Source organism: Serratia sp. BNK-17, from assembly GCF_048684935.1.
GTDB lineage: Bacteria > Pseudomonadota > Gammaproteobacteria > Enterobacterales > Enterobacteriaceae > Serratia > Serratia nematodiphila.
This window is the reverse complement of the sequence record NZ_JBLQTR010000001.1, coordinates 3622893-3640129: the sequence shown is the minus strand read 5'-3', so window position 1 is coordinate 3640129 and position 17237 is coordinate 3622893. Positions and strand designations below refer to the sequence as shown.

Genomic DNA, 17237 nt, shown 5'->3' with positions numbered 1-17237 from the left:
ACCAGGCTGCATGTCTGGGGGCGGCATGCCGCCCCTGCGTATCACACGTCGGTATTCATTGCCGAGAGCCGGCAACGTGGCGGCTCAGATGGCGCGTTTGACCTGCTCGTCCAGCAGTTGAGGAATAATATCGGCCAGTTGCGGCGAAAGTTTACGTCTTTTTACGGCGCGGGATGGGGGTTGGCATAAACTGCAGATGAAACCATTCAGCGGCTGGTGCGCGTGGGTGATAAATGCGCCGCCGCAGCAGCTGCAGGCGGAAAGCTGCAACATGCCGCTATCGACGAAGCGCACCAGCGTCCAGGCACGGGTCAGCGCCAGCAACGGCGCCTCGCCAGCCTGCTGCGGACACTGCTCGAGATAGAGGCGATAGGCTTTAATCACCGCCTCCACGCCGCTGCACTGCCCGCTTTTCATCAGAAACCGGTAGGCGTTGTAAAACATCGACGAGTGAATATTTTGTTCCCAGGTCATAAACCAGTCGGTTGAGAACGGTAACATTCCTTTTGGCGGCGGGCTGCCGCGTAACTCCTTGTAAAGTTTAATCAAGCGCCCGCGGCTAAGCTGGGTTTCACTCTCCAGCATCTGCAATCGGGCTCCCAGCGAAATCAGCTCCATGGCGAGCTGAATGTCCTTGGCTTCTTGAACGATACTTTTCTCAACCATCATCAGGCTCTTTTCTTCGTCGGGCTAGCGTCTTTACTCGATAGCTCTTGCAGTAAATGGCTTGATAGCAAAATGCCGGTATGGATTTGTTGCAGATCGTCGACGCGCGACTCTTTGGTCAGGCGTTCGATGGTCTGGCTTTCGTTAAAGCGGAAGTGGCAAACCAGCTGGTTGGTCTCGGCCAGTTTAACCATTTGCGGCAAAGTCAGCTGCGCCAGCGCATCGGCCATGGTTTCATCAATACCCAGGCGGAACATCGCGGACGCTTTTTCATCGTTGATCAAACGCTGTGCTAAAAGTAAATATGACAGATTGATGTCATAAATATGCTTAAGTAATTCAGACGTACCCATATTCCCCATCCCGACAGACTATGTTTAAAAACATACGCTGGGTGATAAATTTTATCGCCCGTGACTTGGGTTGTTTCCCAAAGTTGGCAAATTAATCTCTCAAAAACGGCTGCTGAAATGTTCAACAATCGCTAAATTCGACCACTGTTCGGTATTTGCTACGAGCGTAAACCAACGTGTATGGATGTACAGCATTTTGCTTCGATAGTGTTTAGTCACCATGAAACTATTTTTACAAATTTAATAAGATTATTCCTAAAGCAGCGCAACTCTACCCCCGAACCATTAGCACACACAATGTAAGTGAGAGGCAATTTTAAATACAATGTGACATGAATCACAAAAATAAAAAATAATTAAACCAGATACGCCCAAATACGCTCACTTATTGACCACCATTTTGTTCATAAAACAACCATAGGTAAAAAAACGTCTTAAAAACAATGTTTATCCGCCAAAAAATTATCTTTTTTAGATCAATTCGAACAAAAGCATCACCAAACCAAAATAACAGAACAAAAATCTGCATATAGGCAATAAACTCAGTATAAATAACCATTTGAGTTACTAAGAAATATCCAAGTCGAAGAATAACCAATGTAAACTATAAGGTTATTAGCTATCGGATTTGACTTAAACCCCTAGCCTGAGGCTGTTCTAATTTTCAACATCAGGTGATTATGGCTTATCAATGATTCACGGGCGTAGTGAACAAGCTAACAGACGTAACGATGTGTTTCCGTATTAGCACGATGCAAGAATGCTTTTTTTACGTTAAATATCCCCAAAACGATATATCGGCAGCGCCTCATAAAACTTTAATGCTTTTTATTTCTTTTCTGTCGTCGTGATAATTCCTCCTCATCCCCAGAGAGTATTTACATGGCTTGTGTTTTCATCACGGCGTTGTCATAAAATAAAACGCAGTTTTGTTTTACTCTTCATATTTCGCCATCGAGAAAAACGGCGTTTCAACGCAAGCGGTGGCGACAAACACCGCCCGATGCCACGGCCGAGTGAAAAAATCACCGCAGAATGAGGCGCGGCACGACAACGCGTGCTTGCCCACAGCACGAACGACGACGCGTCGGCCGTCAACCGCCCTGAGACTTTCCCTATTTCTCCATTAATCAGCAGGCTGAGATTGCTGACGGCGCACTGGCATATTATGATTTACCAAAGCGCCGCTACGGGCGGTGCGACATCATTACCCAGTGCAATTTATCTAATTGAAATGATTTTTGTCAGGTCGTACATCGCTGCCTCGACGGCGTCGCCGTGAGTCGCTATGTGTTATTCACCCGGCTTTAACTATTAACAGGCTATATTTTAATCATGATCGATACGCTCGAATATCTGCTGACATTTCGTAAATGCTCCTCTTTGGACAGCCTGGAGAAGGTGTACGACAAACTGAACTACTCCATTGAAAACGATACGGAAATGAGCAATATGTACCGTGCCGCCGACCACCGTCGCGCCGAGCTGGTTGCCGGTAAATTGTTCGACCTGGGCAAGGTGCCGAAAACGCTGTGGGCACAGGTGCTTTAATTCAGTGAAATTACGTGCGGCAACGGTTTTATCTTTTATTGCTATATAACCGGGGCACATTCAGCTTTTATTGCCGCGCGTGATATGAAACACATTTATTAGGCTCACCAGGTTCTACCCTTTATCCGACGCAGTACTTCCACCAAGGCCGCCGATGCAGCAGCCTGAAACACGATGGATACAACAAGGAGTCGGATATGGGGTATCAAAACGTTCTGGTTACCGTCGCCGTTGCCCCTGACAGCCACCGCCTGGTGGAAAAGGCCGTCTCCATCGTTCGCCCCTACGGCGGCAGCATCACCCTGTTGAGCACCCTCGCCAATCCGGAAATGTACAATAATTTCGCCGGACCGATGCTGGGCGATTTGCGCTCGCTGATGGAAGAGGAAACCCGGCTGTTTATGGAGGAACTGCGCCAACGCGCCGGCTACCCTATCGCCGATACGCTGATCGTGCATGGCGAGCTGGGTGACAGCCTGGCATTCGCCAGCCGCCGTCAGCCGTTTGACCTGCTGCTCTGCGGCAATCACCGAGACAGCATGATGAACAAAGTCTCCTGTTCCGCCGCCCGCTTTATCAATATCAGTCATATCGACGTGTTGATCGTTCCGCTCTGAGCTAAGCACATTCGGTCACGTCGCCTCAGCGCTCCTGCACTAGGCTTAACGGACCTTGTTTGCCGCACCACAAAGGAGCTTTCGATGTCCCCTTCTCAACAGAACCGCCGCTTCCTGCTGGCCTCGCGTCCGAACGGCGAACCGACAGCGGCGAACTTCCGTCTCGATACCGTCCCCGCACCGCAACCCGGCGCCGGCCAACTGCTGCTGCGCACCGTATATCTGTCGTTGGATCCTTATATGCGCGGACGCATGAGCGATGCCCCCTCCTATGCGCCGCCGGTGGAGATCGGTCAGGTGATGGTGGGCGGTACGGTATCGCGCGTGGCGGCCTCACAGCATCCCGATTTCAGCGTCGGCGATTGGGTGTTGGGGTATGACGGCTGGCAGGAATATGCGCTGTCCGACGGCAGCGGCCTGCGCAACCTCGGCCCGCATTTGCCGCACCCTTCTCGCCTGCTTGGCGTGCTCGGCATGCCGGGATTTACCGCATACATGGGGCTGCTCGACATCGGCCAACCGCAGGCGGGTGAAACGCTGGTGGTGGCCGCCGCCAGCGGTGCGGTTGGTTCGGTGGTCGGCCAAATCGGCAAACTGAAAGGCTGCCGCGTCGTCGGCGTCGCCGGCGGTGCGGAAAAATGCCGCTATGTGGTGGAAGAGTTGGGTTTCGACGCCTGTATCGATCACCGCGCCCCAGACTTTGCCGAACGGCTGGCCGCCGCTTGCCCACAGGGTATCGACATCTATTACGAGAATGTCGGCGGGGCGGTGTTCGACGCCGTACTGCCGCTGTTGAACACCAAAGCGCGTATTCCGGTATGCGGCATCATCGCCCATTACAATGCCACCGGGTTACCTGCGGGGCCGGACCGTTTGCCGCTGCTGGAGGGGCTGATCCTGCGCAAACGCATCCGTATGCAGGGCTTTATCATCTTCGACGACTACGGCTCACGCTTTGACGAGTTCTTGCAACAAATGAGCAGTTGGGTCGAACAGGGGAAAATCAAGTTCCGTGAAGACATCGTCGACGGGCTGGAGCAGGCGCCGCAGGCGTTTATCGGCCTGCTGCAGGGCAAAAACTTCGGCAAACTGGTGATCCGCGTCGCCGACGAATAACCCGTAGCAGGGCGTGGTACGCCGCGCTCTGCTTTTAATGTACGGCGCCGTCGCCGAATCGCACATCTTCCTCTACCGTCAGCGTCACCTGAACGACAGTGCGCACCGCTTCCACCATCGTCGCCAGTGCCATGCTCGGCTTGCCCGGGTGCGCTGCCGCCAGTTCATGGCTGTACGGAATATGCACGAACCCGCCCCTGGCCCGCGAATGCTGCGTCTCCAGATAGTGACGCAGACCATAAAAAATGTGGTTGCAGTTGTAGGTGCCTGCCGTATAAGAGACCGCCGCGGGGATCCCCTGCCGGCGCAGTTGCTGCACCGCCGCCTTGACGGGCAGCGTACTGAAATAGCCCACTGGCCCGCCGGCAACCACCGGCACGTCAATCGGCTGTTTACCGGCATTGTCGGGAATGCGGGCATCGATCAGATTGATGGCTACCCGTTCCAGGGATATCTCGGCCCGGCCGCCGGCCAGCCCCAGACAAATCACCGCCAGCGGCTGCAATGCCTCAATCGCCGCGATCAACCGCTGATTGGCTACGCCCAATACGCAAGGTAGCTCGAGCACCACAATCTCCGCGCCGGCAATATGTTCACCGGCCAACGCCTGCGCAATCTGCCAGGAAGGATTCACCGCATCACCCTCGAACGGCTCAATGCCGGTGATCAAAACTTTGTTCATCATTTCCCCTGATTGAAGGCTTAATTCGTGTACTTCCAGCCTAAAGAACGCAGTATGATTCTGGAAATGGATTATCTTTATATAGAGTATTCATAAAATGAATTTATCCAGCGTCGATCTCAACTTGCTGGTGGTGTTTGAGGCGTTGTATCAGACGCGCAACGTCACCGCCGCAGGCCGGCGTCTTAACCGCGCGCAACCTTCCGTCAGCAATGCATTGGCGCGGCTGCGCATTCTTCTGAACGATCCGCTGTTTGTTCGCAGCGGCGGCGGCATGGCCCCCACGCCGCGCGCCCACCAGTTGATGCCGCAAATACAGCGGGTGCTTGAACAGATCCATCTGGCGTTGGCGCCCCCTGCCCGTTTCGACCCGGCCACCGCCGGGCAGCGGCGTTTTACGCTGGCGGCCGGCGACTATGCCGATATCTTGCTGCTGCCCGCCATCATCAGTCGATTACGTCAGACCGCACCCGGCATCGATATTCGCGTTTCGCGCCTGGATCGCCACAATATTTACCGGCAACTGGATCGCGGCGAGGTGGATATCGCGCTGGGAGGGCACCTTTCCGGTGCGGAAAGCCACTATGTGCGCACGTTGTTTGAAGAACATCTGGTGTGTATCGCCAGCCGTTCACACCCACAGTTGGCGGATGGCCGCTGGGATCTGGCGCGCTACCTCAGCCTGCCGCATGGGCTGTACGCACCGGCAGACGACGGTTCTGCCAGAGGGTTGGTCGACCGGCGTCTGGCGGAAATTGGCGGTCAACGGCGCGTTGCCGTGACCTTTTCACACATTGCCGCTCTGCCGGCGGTGGTCGCCGACAGCGATCTGATCGCCACGCTGGCCGCCAGCGCGGCCCGGCATTTTTCCGATCCGCAACGCGTACGCATTCTCCCGCTGCCTGACGAGTTGGCCATCGCGCCTTTCCCCATTGAGCTGATCGCCGGCCGGCAGGTGCAACGCGACCCGGCTTTAATCTGGCTCTGCGAGCTTATCGGTCAACTCTCCTTCGCCTTCTCTCCACGCTAACGGCGACATTCGCTGCATTTTCAACCGTTCAAACGCATGTTCCCAGGCCCGTCGGTGGGCCCTGGAACGCCCACCAAATAGGAATCATCCGAATTAACATTCGCCAAATTTATATATTTGATCATCTTTAACTGGCAAATGGTAAGGATAAAAAACAGTCAGTGACTTTTTTTACGTAAAAAAAGAGTTGTTTTATAAGCACGTTGGCTTATGTGTTACACATTTAATTTTTGGTATTACCAATTCCCCAATAATTTGAGATAAAAAATGATCTATGCGCATCTATATGTTTTAAATAATAAAAAACAAGATCGTGAGCGAGTTAACGAATTGAGCATTGATCCACAAGGCTATTTTGCAAATGCAGTGCTCTATTGTAGACTGCACAAATCGTGCCTTTGTGTAAACTTTGTTAAATCTTTCGTCAGTTCCTGTCTCCATTCGTGACAGATACGCCATCGGGATCGCGCGTCAATTCTCGTGCGGTAGCTATGTCTAAACCGGGGAATAGTATGGATCGTCTTATCATTGCGCACACGCCTTTGCCCGCCCATCAGCTGTTGTTCAGAAGCCTTTCCGGTGAGGAAAAACTGGCCGGCCTGTTCGAATTCGACGTCGAGCTGCTCAGCCCCGACAATCGGCTCGATCTGAAAGCGCTGTTGGGACAAAAAATCACGCTGGAACTGCGGGGCAATCCGTTGGCGCCGCGTTATCTCAACGGCAATATCACGCGCATGACCCTCTCCGGACGAGAAGCCGGCGGCAACCGTTACTATATCTACCGCGCCGTGCTGCGCCCCACGCTGTGGTATCTGACGCAAAACCGCGATTTTCGCATCTACCAGGAACAAACCGTTCCCGACATCCTGACTCAGGTGCTGGGGCAGTATCAGGTGAAAATCGATAACCGCCTGAGTTACGACTACCGCATCTGGGGGTACTGCGTGCAGTACCAGGAGAGCGATTTCGATTTCATCAGCCGTCTGATGGAACACGAAGGCATCTATTACTATTTCACGCACCAGCAAGACGGCCATACGCTGGTGCTGGCTGACGCGCCGGCGGCCCATCAGGAACTCGCCGGCTACGCCAGCATTCCCTATCAGCTCGCGGAAGGCGGCCTGGTGGAAAACAAAGACAGCATCAACAGCTGGAGCGTTTCTGACGCCATCACGCCCAGCCTGTATAGCCTGGATGACTATGATTTTCGCAAGCCGCGCGCGCGGTTGCTGGAGGCCCGGCAAAATCCCGCCTCATTCGCGCAGGACAAAGCCGAGGTGTTCGACTGGCCCGGCCGTTATACCGATCACGCCCATGGCCAGTTTTACGTCAAGGTTCGCCAACAGGAGTTCGAAGCGCAGCATGAGCAGATGAGCGGCGAAGGCAATTCGCAGGGCATTGCGCCCGGCTATCGTTTTCAACTGACCCAGGCGCCGCGTATGGAAGACAACCGCACCTACCTGGTGGTCAGCGCACATTACTTCATGCAGGAAAATAGCTACGCCAGCAACGATAACGACGTCGGCGAACAGCGAACCGAATTTCAGGTCGTTCCGGCGGATATCAATTGGCGCCCGGCGCGCACCACGCCCTGGCCGAAAACCCATGGCCCGCAAACTGCCGAAGTGGTGGGCCCGGAAGGCGAAAGCATCTGGACCGATAAATATGGCCGGGTGAAACTCAAATTCCGTTGGGATCGCCACGGCAGCGGCAACGAAACCAGCTCCTGTTGGGTGCGCGTCTCCAGCGCCTGGGCCGGCTGGAAATACGGCGGGATCCAGATCCCGCGCGTCGGTGAGGAAGTGGTGGTCGACTTTATCAACGGCGATCCGGATCGCCCCATCATCACCGGCCGCGTTTACAACGAAGACAGCATGCCACCGTGGGATCTGCCCGGCGACGCCACCAAAATGGGCTTTATGAGCCGCAGCAAAGGCGGCGGCGTCGACAACGCCAGCTTCCTGTTCCTGGAAGACTCGCCCGGCAACGAATCTTTCGACATGCACGCCGAACGCAACATGAACATGACGGTGGAGAACGACAAGAACGTCAATATTGACGGCAGTCGCACCACCACCATCGGTCGCCAGCAGGACGACACCGTCACCGGCGACGCCACGTTCCTGTACAAAGCGAAGCGCACCACAACGGTCAATGGGCTGGAAACCGCCAACCTGAACGCTCACCAGACGGTGAACATCAAAGGCGGCCGCGACCTGACGATTATCGACGGCGGCGATAAAATCGACATCACCGGCAATCAGTCCTTCAAGCTCGACGGCGCGCAGACGCAAAACATTACGCAAACCCAGCATGTCACGGTGAAAGGCAACCAGACCCTCGACATTACCGAGGGGCAACAAACCAGCACCATCAAGCAAGGGCAGACGGTCAATATCACCTCCGGCGGGCAGCACACCACCATCACCGCCGGCGGGCAAACCACTACCGTCACCGCAGGCGGTCAAACGCTGACGGTGGAGGCCGGCGGCCAGACCACCGACATCACAGGGAATGTCAAAGAAACCTACAAAAACGATCAGCAAACAACCATTAGCGGTTCGCTGACCATCACGGCAAAAACCATCAACATTACCAGCGAGGACGGCGTGTCTATTTCGGCGCCCACCTGGAAAGACAACTGCCACGGCTATAAGTGGACCGCGATAGGCGCCAACCTTGCCTTAACGGGGCTAAGCGTCAAGCACACGATGTTCGATGTTTCCCATAACCCGCTTTCGATCAGCAAAACCAACTTCAAGCTAAGCAACGATCCCATGACGTTCACGCAGCTTGGGGCCTTAATAACCAACGGTTCTTTGCGATTGAGCAGCAAGGCGCTGGCGATCTTTTTATAAGTAGGGATGCCCATGTCCAAAGCCAAAAATATCTTCACCGTAATCGGTTTGATTTTATTGGCCCCTATTCTCAGCCTGGTGGGCTTTTTCAAATTCATCACGGTCGATATCTGGGGCTATTTCAAACACATCGGTTCTTCTCTCAGCGTGATGGAGAACGGAGTTTCCGCCTCCGGGCAGATCGTCAGCATTCGCCAGACCAACCTGTGGGACGGGAATCGGCCGGTCTGCGAAGTTGAAGTCAAGTACATCGCCCAAGACGGAAAAAACCATACGGCCGTAGCGAAAGGTCCGATCAGCGTCGTTGATCTGCCGCGTTATCAGCCGGGTCATTTCACCGCGATAAAGTACGACCCCAAGAACCCCAAAAAAGCGGTGATCGAAGAGTTATCCCGACTTTGAGCGAAAAGAACCTTTTCAATCAACGTGATCCGATTTCAACGTTGTGAAAACGGCGTATCGTCCATCAATTCGCTAAATCACCTTGCATAAGGAAGTGCCACGATGGGCGCATTTATTGCCTTTGCGACGCAGGACAGCCTCTGGGGACAAATCCTGTTTACCTTCTTAGGCATCTTGGTTGGCGGCGTATTGATCGCCGCCATTTGCAAGACAGTCTTACCGACGGGCAGAACGGCGGCATTGTCCGTCCGGTTGCTGGTCTTTGTCGCACTGATGCTGGCGATCCTGAAGTACAACCAGCAGGTGATGTCTGCGGTGAACGTGCCCGCGGAGCTGATCGGGTTCCTGATTTTACCCGGTTTTTTGACGGGTTACCTGGGGGCGGCGGCGCCCGGCAGGCTGGCGCTGGCGATAGAGCTACCCTGTTTTGCGGCGCTCGCCGCGCTGCTGATTCTGGGCACCGCCGGCGTCGGCTTTTTTGCCCCCTATCATTTGGAGAGCGCCGGCCAATTTAGCGCCAAGGCGATCGCCGCGGCATTGTCCGTCGCCGTCGTACTGCTGGTTCGCAGAATAAGCGGGAAGGACAGCGCACTGTCCTCTTGATCATCCATTTCGACGCGGGGCTCTCCCCGTATTCGCGATCGGCTCTGGACGCCGCATCGTTTTCTTCATCTGTTGTGACATAGCCTGATATCTATTAAACCGAAAAACGGATTGTTTTTGAGCATGCAGCCTGGCTGCCGGCTGATATCCACAGGAAGCTTTACACACACAATGAAAGTCGTAAAACCTCTGCGCCTCAGCGCGCTTCATCGCCCCTTCTCTTGGCAAGGGCAAAATCATCTGGGCGTTTCCGTTTTGGCCTTGGCCGACATGGGGGCTTCCCCGCGCCTGCGCCCCGAACCGGAGTTGTGGCAGTTGGCCGCCGACGAACTCACGTTGAGCGGCGGCGTGCTCGATCTGGCTATCCCAAAAGCCTGTGCAGAGTTTCTCGCCACCGGCAACGCCTACACCCACCATCAACAAGACAAAACCGCCTGCGCCGTGAAGATCCAGCTTGATTCGCTGGAGAAAACGCTGGTGGTTTTCGGCGATCGCCATTGGATCAACGATCGCCCCTCCTCTCCCCTCCCTTTTGCAGAAATGCGTCTGGACTGGCGCCGGGCTTACGGCGGGACTCAGTTCGCCGATAATCCACACGGCATCGGCGCCACTCCAGAAACATTTCCGCAAGGCCGCATCCATCGCCTACCCAATGTTGAACCGCTGCAGGGGCGCCTCGCGTCTCCTCGGCAAAACGCCCTGCCGGCAAGCTTTGACGCGTTGGATATCACCTGGCCGCGCCGCTTCTCACGCATCGGTAAAAACTACGACGCCGACTGGTTGAAACACGGTTTTCCCGGCTTCGCCAACGATATCGACTGGCGTCTGTTCAACATGGCGGAAAGCGATCAGCAGTTTCCCCAACGCGACAGCTTGCCGCTTCAGGCCGCCTACCGGATATGGAACATGCATCCTTCAGAGCCGATTCAGCAAGGCCGTTTGCCGCCGTGGCGCGCGCGCTGCTTCATTAACCGGCTGCGCGGCAGCGAAGCGCATTTCGGGGAAATCGCGATGCGCCACACCACCGTGTGGTTCTTTCCCCATCGCGAACAAATGCTGTTGATCTACCAGGGCAGCCTTCCCATCAATGAAGACGATGCCGCAGACGTCATGCAGCTCATGCCGGCGCTGGAAATTGAGGGTAAAAGCCGCACCGTCGCTCATTATCGGCAGGTGCTCGATCAGCGGCTTGATAAAGAGCATGGCGCTTTGCACGCTTTTCGTGAAAAAGATTTGCTGCCGGAGAGCTGTATCGGCCCTTGGTTGGATACGGAAACGCCGACGCAGCAAAGCCCGATGGTAGAAAACATCGCCGCCTACGAACATCACCAACGCGAACAACACCGCCAACGTCTGCAGCGCGAAGGCCGAGACATCGACGACATGTTTCCCGCGCCGCCAGCTGAACCGATGCCCTCTTTGGAGAAGTTGGCCGAATTTGTCGACGACATGGAACAGCGCGCTGAAGCGCATTACCGTGAAATCCGCGATGACGCGCTGGCAAACGGCATTGATATTGACGGCCCAGGCCCCGCCGACCTTTCCGGCGCGGAAAGCTACCAACAGCAGCGCGACCAGCTGTTTCAACAGGCGCGTCAACGCCCCGCCGCGTTTAGCGACAAGCAGCTGGGGGAAAGCGAACGCGCGCTGCACCAAATGTATTTAATGTCGGCACAGGCGCAAAGCCCTGCACTGCGCCTGCGTGGCGATCTGGCGCAAATCATTCGCCAACGCGTCGCCGCCGCCATGCTGCGCGATAAGGATCTCAGCGGCCTGGATCTCACCGGCGCCGATCTGTCCGGCATGGATCTCTGCCAGGCTAACTTGCGCGGCGCTTTGCTGGAAAACGCCGATCTGCGCCAAACCCAATTGGTGGGTTGCGATCTTCGCGAGGCGATGTTGGCGCGCGCCGATCTCAGCGGCGCCGTCTTACAGCAGGCCGATTTGAGCCACGCCTCCTTGGCCCTGGCGAAATGTGAAGCGACGGATTTCGGCGGCGCGCAGTTGCACGAAACCAACATTCAGCAAACGTTGTTTCAACGCTGCGATTTCACGATGGCGTCGTTACGCGACTTGCTGGGATACGAAACCCTGCTCGGGCAGTGTGACTTCAACCGCGCCACGCTGGCCAACATTACGCTGATGGAGCTGCAACTGGAGCAGCTGACATTCAGCCACGCCCGGCTCGACAAAGTCAGCTTCGTCAAATGCCGGCTGCTGGCGGTGAACTTCGATCGGGCGCGGCTAGAGAGCTGCGCCTGGGTTGATACCGAGACGCAAAGCCTCAGCTTCCGCGCCGCACGCCTCACCGCCTGCGCCTTCGCGGCAAAGACGCTGTTGCCGCAGGCGGATTTCGGCGACGCGACGCTGAACCAGTGCAATTTGCGCCAGATGCCGTTGCAGCGAGCTAATTTCAGCCGTGCGCGCCTCGACAACTGCGACCTGTCGGAAGCCCGGCTGAACGAGGCCGATTTCCGTCAGGCCAACGGCAGCGGCAGCCTGTTCATTCGCTGCGATCTGTCCCAGGCCAACCTGCGCGACGCCAATTTCATCGCGGCGATCCTGCAAAAATGCGTGCTGTCAGGCGCCGACCTGCAGGGCACCAATCTGTTCCGGGCCGATTTGTCTCAGTCGCAAGTGGATCAGGCGACCCGGCTCGACGGTGCCTATACCGCCAGGGTGAAAACATTGCCTCGCCACAACGGGAAGGAAGTATGACGTCAAAACCTGAGCAGATACGCCAGCGCGTGAAACGCGGCGAGCTGATTGCCGGTGAGGATTTGCACGGCCTGTCATTCGCCGGTATGGATTTGGCCGGCGGCATGTTCAACGAACTGAACCTGAACGGCGTGAACTTTTCCGATTGCGATCTGCGCGACAGCGTCTTCAGCGATTGCCGGCTCGAACACGCTCAATTTGCGCGGGCGAACCTGAAGCAAACGGCCTTCAATCAGTGCGCCATGGCGGGCGGCCGCTTCAGCGAGAGCCATATCGAACTGACGATGTTCAACGGCTGCCGGCTTGAACAGAGCGACTTTAGCCGGCTGTCGCTCAACCAAAGCCACTGGATGTCATGCCAATTGGCCGGCGCGAATTTTTCCGCCACTCAGCACGATCGCACCACCTTTTACGAAAGCCCGCTCGACGGCGCAGATTTAAGCCATACGAGGCTGTCACTTGTCACGTTCTTTCGATTAAATCTCTGTGAAACAAGGTTTGAAGGGGTTGATTTCGACCGCGTCACGTTTTTCGAATGTGATCACCGCGGCAAAAGTTACGCCGGGCAGCGCCTCATCGCCTGCCAGTTTACCGATAACCAACTGGACGACGTCGATTTCAGCCAGGCGACGTTGCGTCAAAGCAACTTCAAGGGCGCTTCGCTGCTGCGCGCCAACCTGACGGGCGTGCAAGCGCAGCAGTCACTGTGGCTGGAGGCCAATCTGACCCACGCGCAGTGCCGCAACGGGCAGTTCGATCAGGCGATCTTCAGCGAAGCGACGCTGGACGCCGCCAACTTTAGCCAGGCGCGCCTGTATCAATGCGTGTTCCAGCGCAGCCGCGCGGCGCGCTGTGATTTCAGCGACAGCGACCTGACCTACGCCGACTTCTGTTACGCCGACATCGGCGCCGCCGATTTCCGGCGCGCGCGTTTTATGCGCACCCGCCTGCACCGCGCCCACCAGCAGCAAACGCGCTGGGGCGATCGCAGCGGGATCCTCGAGCGCGACGAAGAACTGTACGCCGCCGAAACCTGGAGCGCACAGCGCCAGAGCCGAATCTGAATGCATTGACCACTTCACGAGGGGATCACCATGAGCGTTGCCAACACAACTCGCGCCGTCAACATCGCACCGCCCCAGCAGGCCGCCGGCCAGGTCGTCAACCTGTTGCCGGACGGCAGCCTGGTGGTGGAGTGCGAAGGCCGCGGCTGGCATTGCCGCCGGGCGGCGAGCTGCCTGCTGACGCCGGCCCTCGGCGATAACGTGCTAGTCGCCGGTTGCGGCCACCAGCTGTGGGCGATCGCCGTCCTTGAGCGCGCAGAGCCGCAAAGCGCGGCGCGGCTCTGCGTCGCAGGCGATCTGCACATTGAAACGCCGAACGGCTCGCTGTCGCTGCACGGCGCGCAGGCGCTGAACCTGAGCGGCGACGCCATGACGCTGCAAGCGAACAGCGGTGACTGCCACGTCGACAAGATGAAATACAGCGGCGAAGAGCTGTCGGCCTTCGTCAGCCTCAGCCGCCTGGTCGGCAAACGCTGCGAGTCGCTGTGGCATTCGGTCAGCCAGATCAGCCATTCGCTGTTCCGCAAAGTGCGCCAGACCGAGCACGTGCGCGCCGGGCAGCTGGATTACCAGGCGGAAGATTACGCCCGCATTCATGCGCGCAACACGCTGATTACCTCGAAAGACATCACCAAGCTGGATTCGGAACAAATCCACGTCGGATAACCTGCGGAGGCCTTTATGTTTGCCAACAGCCAAATGATCGGCGTGGACCTGGCGTTTCCCGACGTCTGTCTGACGCCAAGCCCGGCACCGGTGCCCGTGCCTTACCCGGATATCGCCCTGGCGCCGACCGCCATCCCGAATGCGTTCAACATTCTGTTCGTCGGCACCCCGGCGCACAACATGGCGACGGTGACGCCCCTGACCAACGGCGACAACCCCGGCGTGGCCACCGGCGTCGCTTCCGGCACGGTGATGGGGCCGTCCCGCCACCTGACCGGCGCCTTTACCGTGCTGCTCAAAGGCACCCCGGCCACCCGGTTGACCAGCCTCAGCCTGCAGAATTCCACCAACGCGCTCGGCATGCGCATCGTGCCGAGCCAATTAAAAGTGTTGCTGCTTGCGCCCTGATGACGGCGCCTTATTACACAGCCATTCAATCAAGAAAAAGAGGACATTGTGAAAACACGGATTACCCTGACGCTGCTGACCGCCCTGACGCTTGCCGGTTGTTCCACCCCGCCGCCACCGCCGCCGGCGCTCAATAACGACGCCATCGTCAGCAGTGAAGTCAATGGCGTCACGCTAAAACACCGCGCCGCGGTGAGCGCGCCGAAACAGTTCAAGCCGATCGGTGAGGAATACCGCAGCCTGTACGCCGCCAGCATCATGAGCAGCCCCGATTATACCGGCACCGCCGTCGGCAGCCTGGACAACGCCGCCGCGTTCTACGCGCTGGGCGAAGTGGAAAACAACTGGTTGGCGATCTCCGCCATTCGCGGCGGCGACCTGGTGGGTTATATCCAGGCCAACGCCGGCGTGCCGGAAGCGCGCTACAAATCAACGCTGCGCAAAGATCTGCCGCGCCGCGCGCGCGCCGCCAAACAGGACTGCGTCAAAGTCGGCGGCGACAGCAAGGCGTGTAAAAACGCCGGCTCAGCCACCTGGATCCTCCAGTAGTCAGTACGCCTGCGGGCGACGAGATTCCCATGATGACGACCCCTATCGCTTCCCGCTGGTGCGGGATGCTGTTTCTGCTGCTGGGCGCGTTGGCGCTCGGCGGTTGCATGTCTTCCGCCAAAAGCGTGCCGTCGCGCTACAGCCTGGTGTTCGATGCCGATCGCCAGGTCAACGCCGCCGCCGGCGCGCAACCGGCGCCGATAAAAATTCGCGTGCTGCTACTGCGTTCGGATGCGGAATTCATGGATGCCGACTTCTTCAGTCTGCAAAACGACGCCAAAAGCGTGCTCGGCAATAGCCTGCTGGACAGCGATCAGTTCTTCCTGACGCCGGGCCAGACCGGCAAGACGCTCGGCGGGCAAAGCGCATTGGACGCACGTTACATCGGCGTGATCGCCGAGTATCAAAACCTGGACGGCAAGGCCTGGCGCATTTCGCTGCCGCTGCCGGAGCCCACCGAAACCAATTTCTACAAGGTATGGCAATTCTCGCCGGATGAGCTGGAAGCGCATATCGTCGCGGGCGTGAATGGCCTGCGCCCCGTAAAAAAGGTCGACTGATCTACCGCTGCGCTGAAGCGAAGTAACTATAGGTGTGATGATGAAAGATGCTCATAAGGTTGTCTGGACTGAGGGGATGTTTTTACGCCCTCACCATTTCCAGCAGGCGGAAAACTATCTCGAAGGCTATATGCGCAACTGGGGCCAGGCCCACAGTGGCTGTTTCTGGGGGTTCCTGACCCTGGATCTGGACCAAACGCTGCTGCGCCAGGGCAAGATTGCGCTCAACGCCGCCAGCGGCATCATGCCGGACGGCACGCCGTTTCGCTTCTCCGGCGCCCAGCAGGCGCCCGCGCCGCTGGCCATCGCCGACAACAAGACCGGTGAAAACGTGGTGCTGGCCCTGCCGACTTACCGCGCAGGGCGTGAAGACGTGATCTTTCAGGAAAGCCCGGAGGCGCTGGCGCGCTATCTGGCTTACGAGAATGAAGTCGACGATCTCAACGCCGTCTCGGTGGGCAGCGCGGCGCTGCAATTCGGTCGCCTGCGCCTGCGGCTGATGCTGGAGAGCGAGCTGAACGCCGAATGGACGGCGCTCGGCGTCACCCGCGTGCTGGAAAAGCGCGGCGACAACAGCCTGCGTCTCGATACAGCGCAAATCCCGCCGATGCTGAACTGTCAGGGCAACCCGGTACTGAAGACCTTCATCAACGATCTGCAGGGCCTGCTGCAACAGCGCAGCCAGCAGATGAGCCAACGCCTGCTGCAGCCGGGCCGCGGCGGCAGTTCCGAAATGGTCGATTTCATGCTGCTGCAGCTGATCAACCGCCATCTTGGCCAGGTGAGCCATGCCTATCACCTCGACCATCTGCACCCGGAACGCCTGTTCGCCGATTGGCTGCAGTTCGCCACCGAGCTCGCCAGCTTCTCGGCGCAGCGCACCCCGGAAGGCCGCCTGCCGGTGTACGACCACGACAACCTGGCGCTGTGCTTCGGTAAGCTGATGCTGTTGCTGCGTCAAGGATTGTCAGTGGTGCTGGAAGACAACGCCATTCAGCTGACGCTGGTCGAACGATCCCACGGGTTGAACGTCGCCACCGTGCAGGACACCAAAATGATGCGCGACTTCGGTTTCGTCTTGGCAGTGCGCGCCGACGTGGCCGCCGAGGTGTTGCTGACCCACTTCCCGGCGCAGATGAAGATCGCCCCGGTCACGCGCATCCGCGATCTGGTGCAGCTGCAGCTGCCGGGCATCGGCCTGCGCACCATGCCCGCCGCGCCGCGTCAGATCCCCTATCACGCCGGCTATACCTATTTCGAGCTGGAAAAAGGCGGCGACCTGTGGAAACAGATGGAAAAATCCAGCGCCTTCGCCCTGCATCTGGCCGGTGAGTTCCCGGGGCTGGACATGGAATTTTGGGCGATTCGCAGCCATACGGACCGGTAACCTATGA

The 17237-nt window shown here is 57.4% G+C and carries 17 protein-coding genes; 14 read left to right on the top strand and 3 right to left on the bottom strand.

Features of this window, described 5'->3' with window-relative positions; genetic code table 11:
- Positions 1-84: 84 nt before the first annotated feature.
- Together flhC and flhD are read right to left on the bottom strand one after the other, a co-directional pair.
- Positions 85-669, bottom strand: a complete 585-nt coding sequence (gene flhC, locus ACMGF7_RS17275) for a flagellar transcriptional regulator FlhC (RefSeq protein ID WP_170310329.1) — start codon at positions 667-669, stop codon at positions 85-87.
- Positions 669-1019 carry a flagellar transcriptional regulator FlhD gene (flhD, locus tag ACMGF7_RS17270; RefSeq protein WP_004934891.1) on the bottom strand — a complete coding sequence of 117 codons (351 nt, stop codon included), beginning with the start codon at positions 1017-1019 and terminating at the stop codon, positions 669-671. Before flhD ends, flhC begins: the two co-directional genes overlap by 1 nt.
- A 1335-nt stretch (positions 1020-2354) precedes the next feature.
- Between flhD and ydgT the strand changes: the two genes are divergently transcribed.
- The 3 genes from ydgT (at position 2355) to ACMGF7_RS17255 (ending at position 4303) form a co-directional block, all read left to right on the top strand.
- Positions 2355-2570, top strand: coding sequence for a transcription modulator YdgT (gene ydgT, locus ACMGF7_RS17265; protein WP_049240637.1), 216 nt, complete (start codon positions 2355-2357; stop codon positions 2568-2570).
- Between the two features lie 197 nt (positions 2571-2767).
- Positions 2768-3187 (top strand): universal stress protein UspC, encoded by a 420-nt coding sequence (gene uspC, locus ACMGF7_RS17260; protein WP_016927278.1) that lies wholly within the window; start codon positions 2768-2770, stop codon positions 3185-3187.
- Positions 3188-3271: 84 nt separating this feature from the next.
- A complete protein-coding gene (locus ACMGF7_RS17255) occupies positions 3272-4303 on the top strand; it encodes an NADP-dependent oxidoreductase (RefSeq protein WP_049240639.1) in 1032 nt (343 codons plus the stop codon).
- A gap of 34 nt (positions 4304-4337) precedes the next feature.
- Here ACMGF7_RS17255 and pcp read toward each other — a convergent pair whose 3' ends face one another.
- Positions 4338-4985, bottom strand: coding sequence for a pyroglutamyl-peptidase I (pcp, locus tag ACMGF7_RS17250; RefSeq protein ID WP_004934904.1), 648 nt, complete (start codon positions 4983-4985; stop codon positions 4338-4340).
- A gap of 97 nt (positions 4986-5082) precedes the next feature.
- Here pcp and ACMGF7_RS17245 point away from each other — a divergent pair, with 97 nt between their 5' ends.
- From ACMGF7_RS17245 to tssK, 11 genes are all read left to right on the top strand, one after another.
- On the top strand, positions 5083-6015 hold the full coding sequence (locus tag ACMGF7_RS17245; protein ID WP_049240641.1) for a LysR family transcriptional regulator: 933 nt from the start codon (positions 5083-5085) through the stop codon (positions 6013-6015).
- A gap of 512 nt (positions 6016-6527) precedes the next feature.
- A complete protein-coding gene (locus ACMGF7_RS17240; RefSeq protein ID WP_049240643.1) occupies positions 6528-8873 on the top strand; it encodes a type VI secretion system Vgr family protein in 2346 nt (781 codons plus the stop codon).
- Between the two features lie 12 nt (positions 8874-8885).
- A complete protein-coding gene (locus ACMGF7_RS17235; protein ID WP_033643543.1) occupies positions 8886-9275 on the top strand; it encodes a DUF3592 domain-containing protein in 390 nt (129 codons plus the stop codon).
- 102 nt (positions 9276-9377) lie between these two features.
- Positions 9378-9878, top strand: coding sequence for a hypothetical protein (locus ACMGF7_RS17230; protein WP_049240645.1), 501 nt, complete (start codon positions 9378-9380; stop codon positions 9876-9878).
- A gap of 171 nt (positions 9879-10049) precedes the next feature.
- Positions 10050-12596, top strand: a complete 2547-nt coding sequence (locus ACMGF7_RS17225) for a DUF2169 family type VI secretion system accessory protein (protein WP_273874424.1) — start codon at positions 10050-10052, stop codon at positions 12594-12596.
- Complete coding sequence (locus tag ACMGF7_RS17220) at positions 12593-13660, top strand: pentapeptide repeat-containing protein (RefSeq protein ID WP_420286551.1); 1068 nt, start codon at positions 12593-12595, stop codon at positions 13658-13660. Before ACMGF7_RS17225 ends, ACMGF7_RS17220 begins: the two co-directional genes overlap by 4 nt.
- A 30-nt stretch (positions 13661-13690) precedes the next feature.
- A complete protein-coding gene (locus ACMGF7_RS17215) occupies positions 13691-14326 on the top strand; it encodes a DUF3540 domain-containing protein (protein ID WP_015378275.1) in 636 nt (211 codons plus the stop codon).
- Positions 14327-14341: 15 nt separating this feature from the next.
- Positions 14342-14734, top strand: coding sequence for a DUF4150 domain-containing protein (locus ACMGF7_RS17210; RefSeq protein ID WP_004934933.1), 393 nt, complete (start codon positions 14342-14344; stop codon positions 14732-14734).
- Between the two features lie 48 nt (positions 14735-14782).
- Positions 14783-15283 carry a type VI secretion system accessory protein TagV gene (gene tagV, locus ACMGF7_RS17205; protein ID WP_033632731.1) on the top strand — a complete coding sequence of 167 codons (501 nt, stop codon included), beginning with the start codon at positions 14783-14785 and terminating at the stop codon, positions 15281-15283.
- A 29-nt stretch (positions 15284-15312) separates the two neighbouring features.
- A complete protein-coding gene (tssJ, locus tag ACMGF7_RS17200; protein ID WP_015378277.1) occupies positions 15313-15843 on the top strand; it encodes a type VI secretion system lipoprotein TssJ in 531 nt (176 codons plus the stop codon).
- A gap of 40 nt (positions 15844-15883) precedes the next feature.
- Positions 15884-17230: a type VI secretion system baseplate subunit TssK gene (tssK, locus tag ACMGF7_RS17195; protein ID WP_411295092.1), complete on the top strand. Its 1347-nt coding sequence runs from the start codon at positions 15884-15886 to the stop codon at positions 17228-17230.
- The last annotated feature ends 7 nt before the right edge of the window (positions 17231-17237 follow it).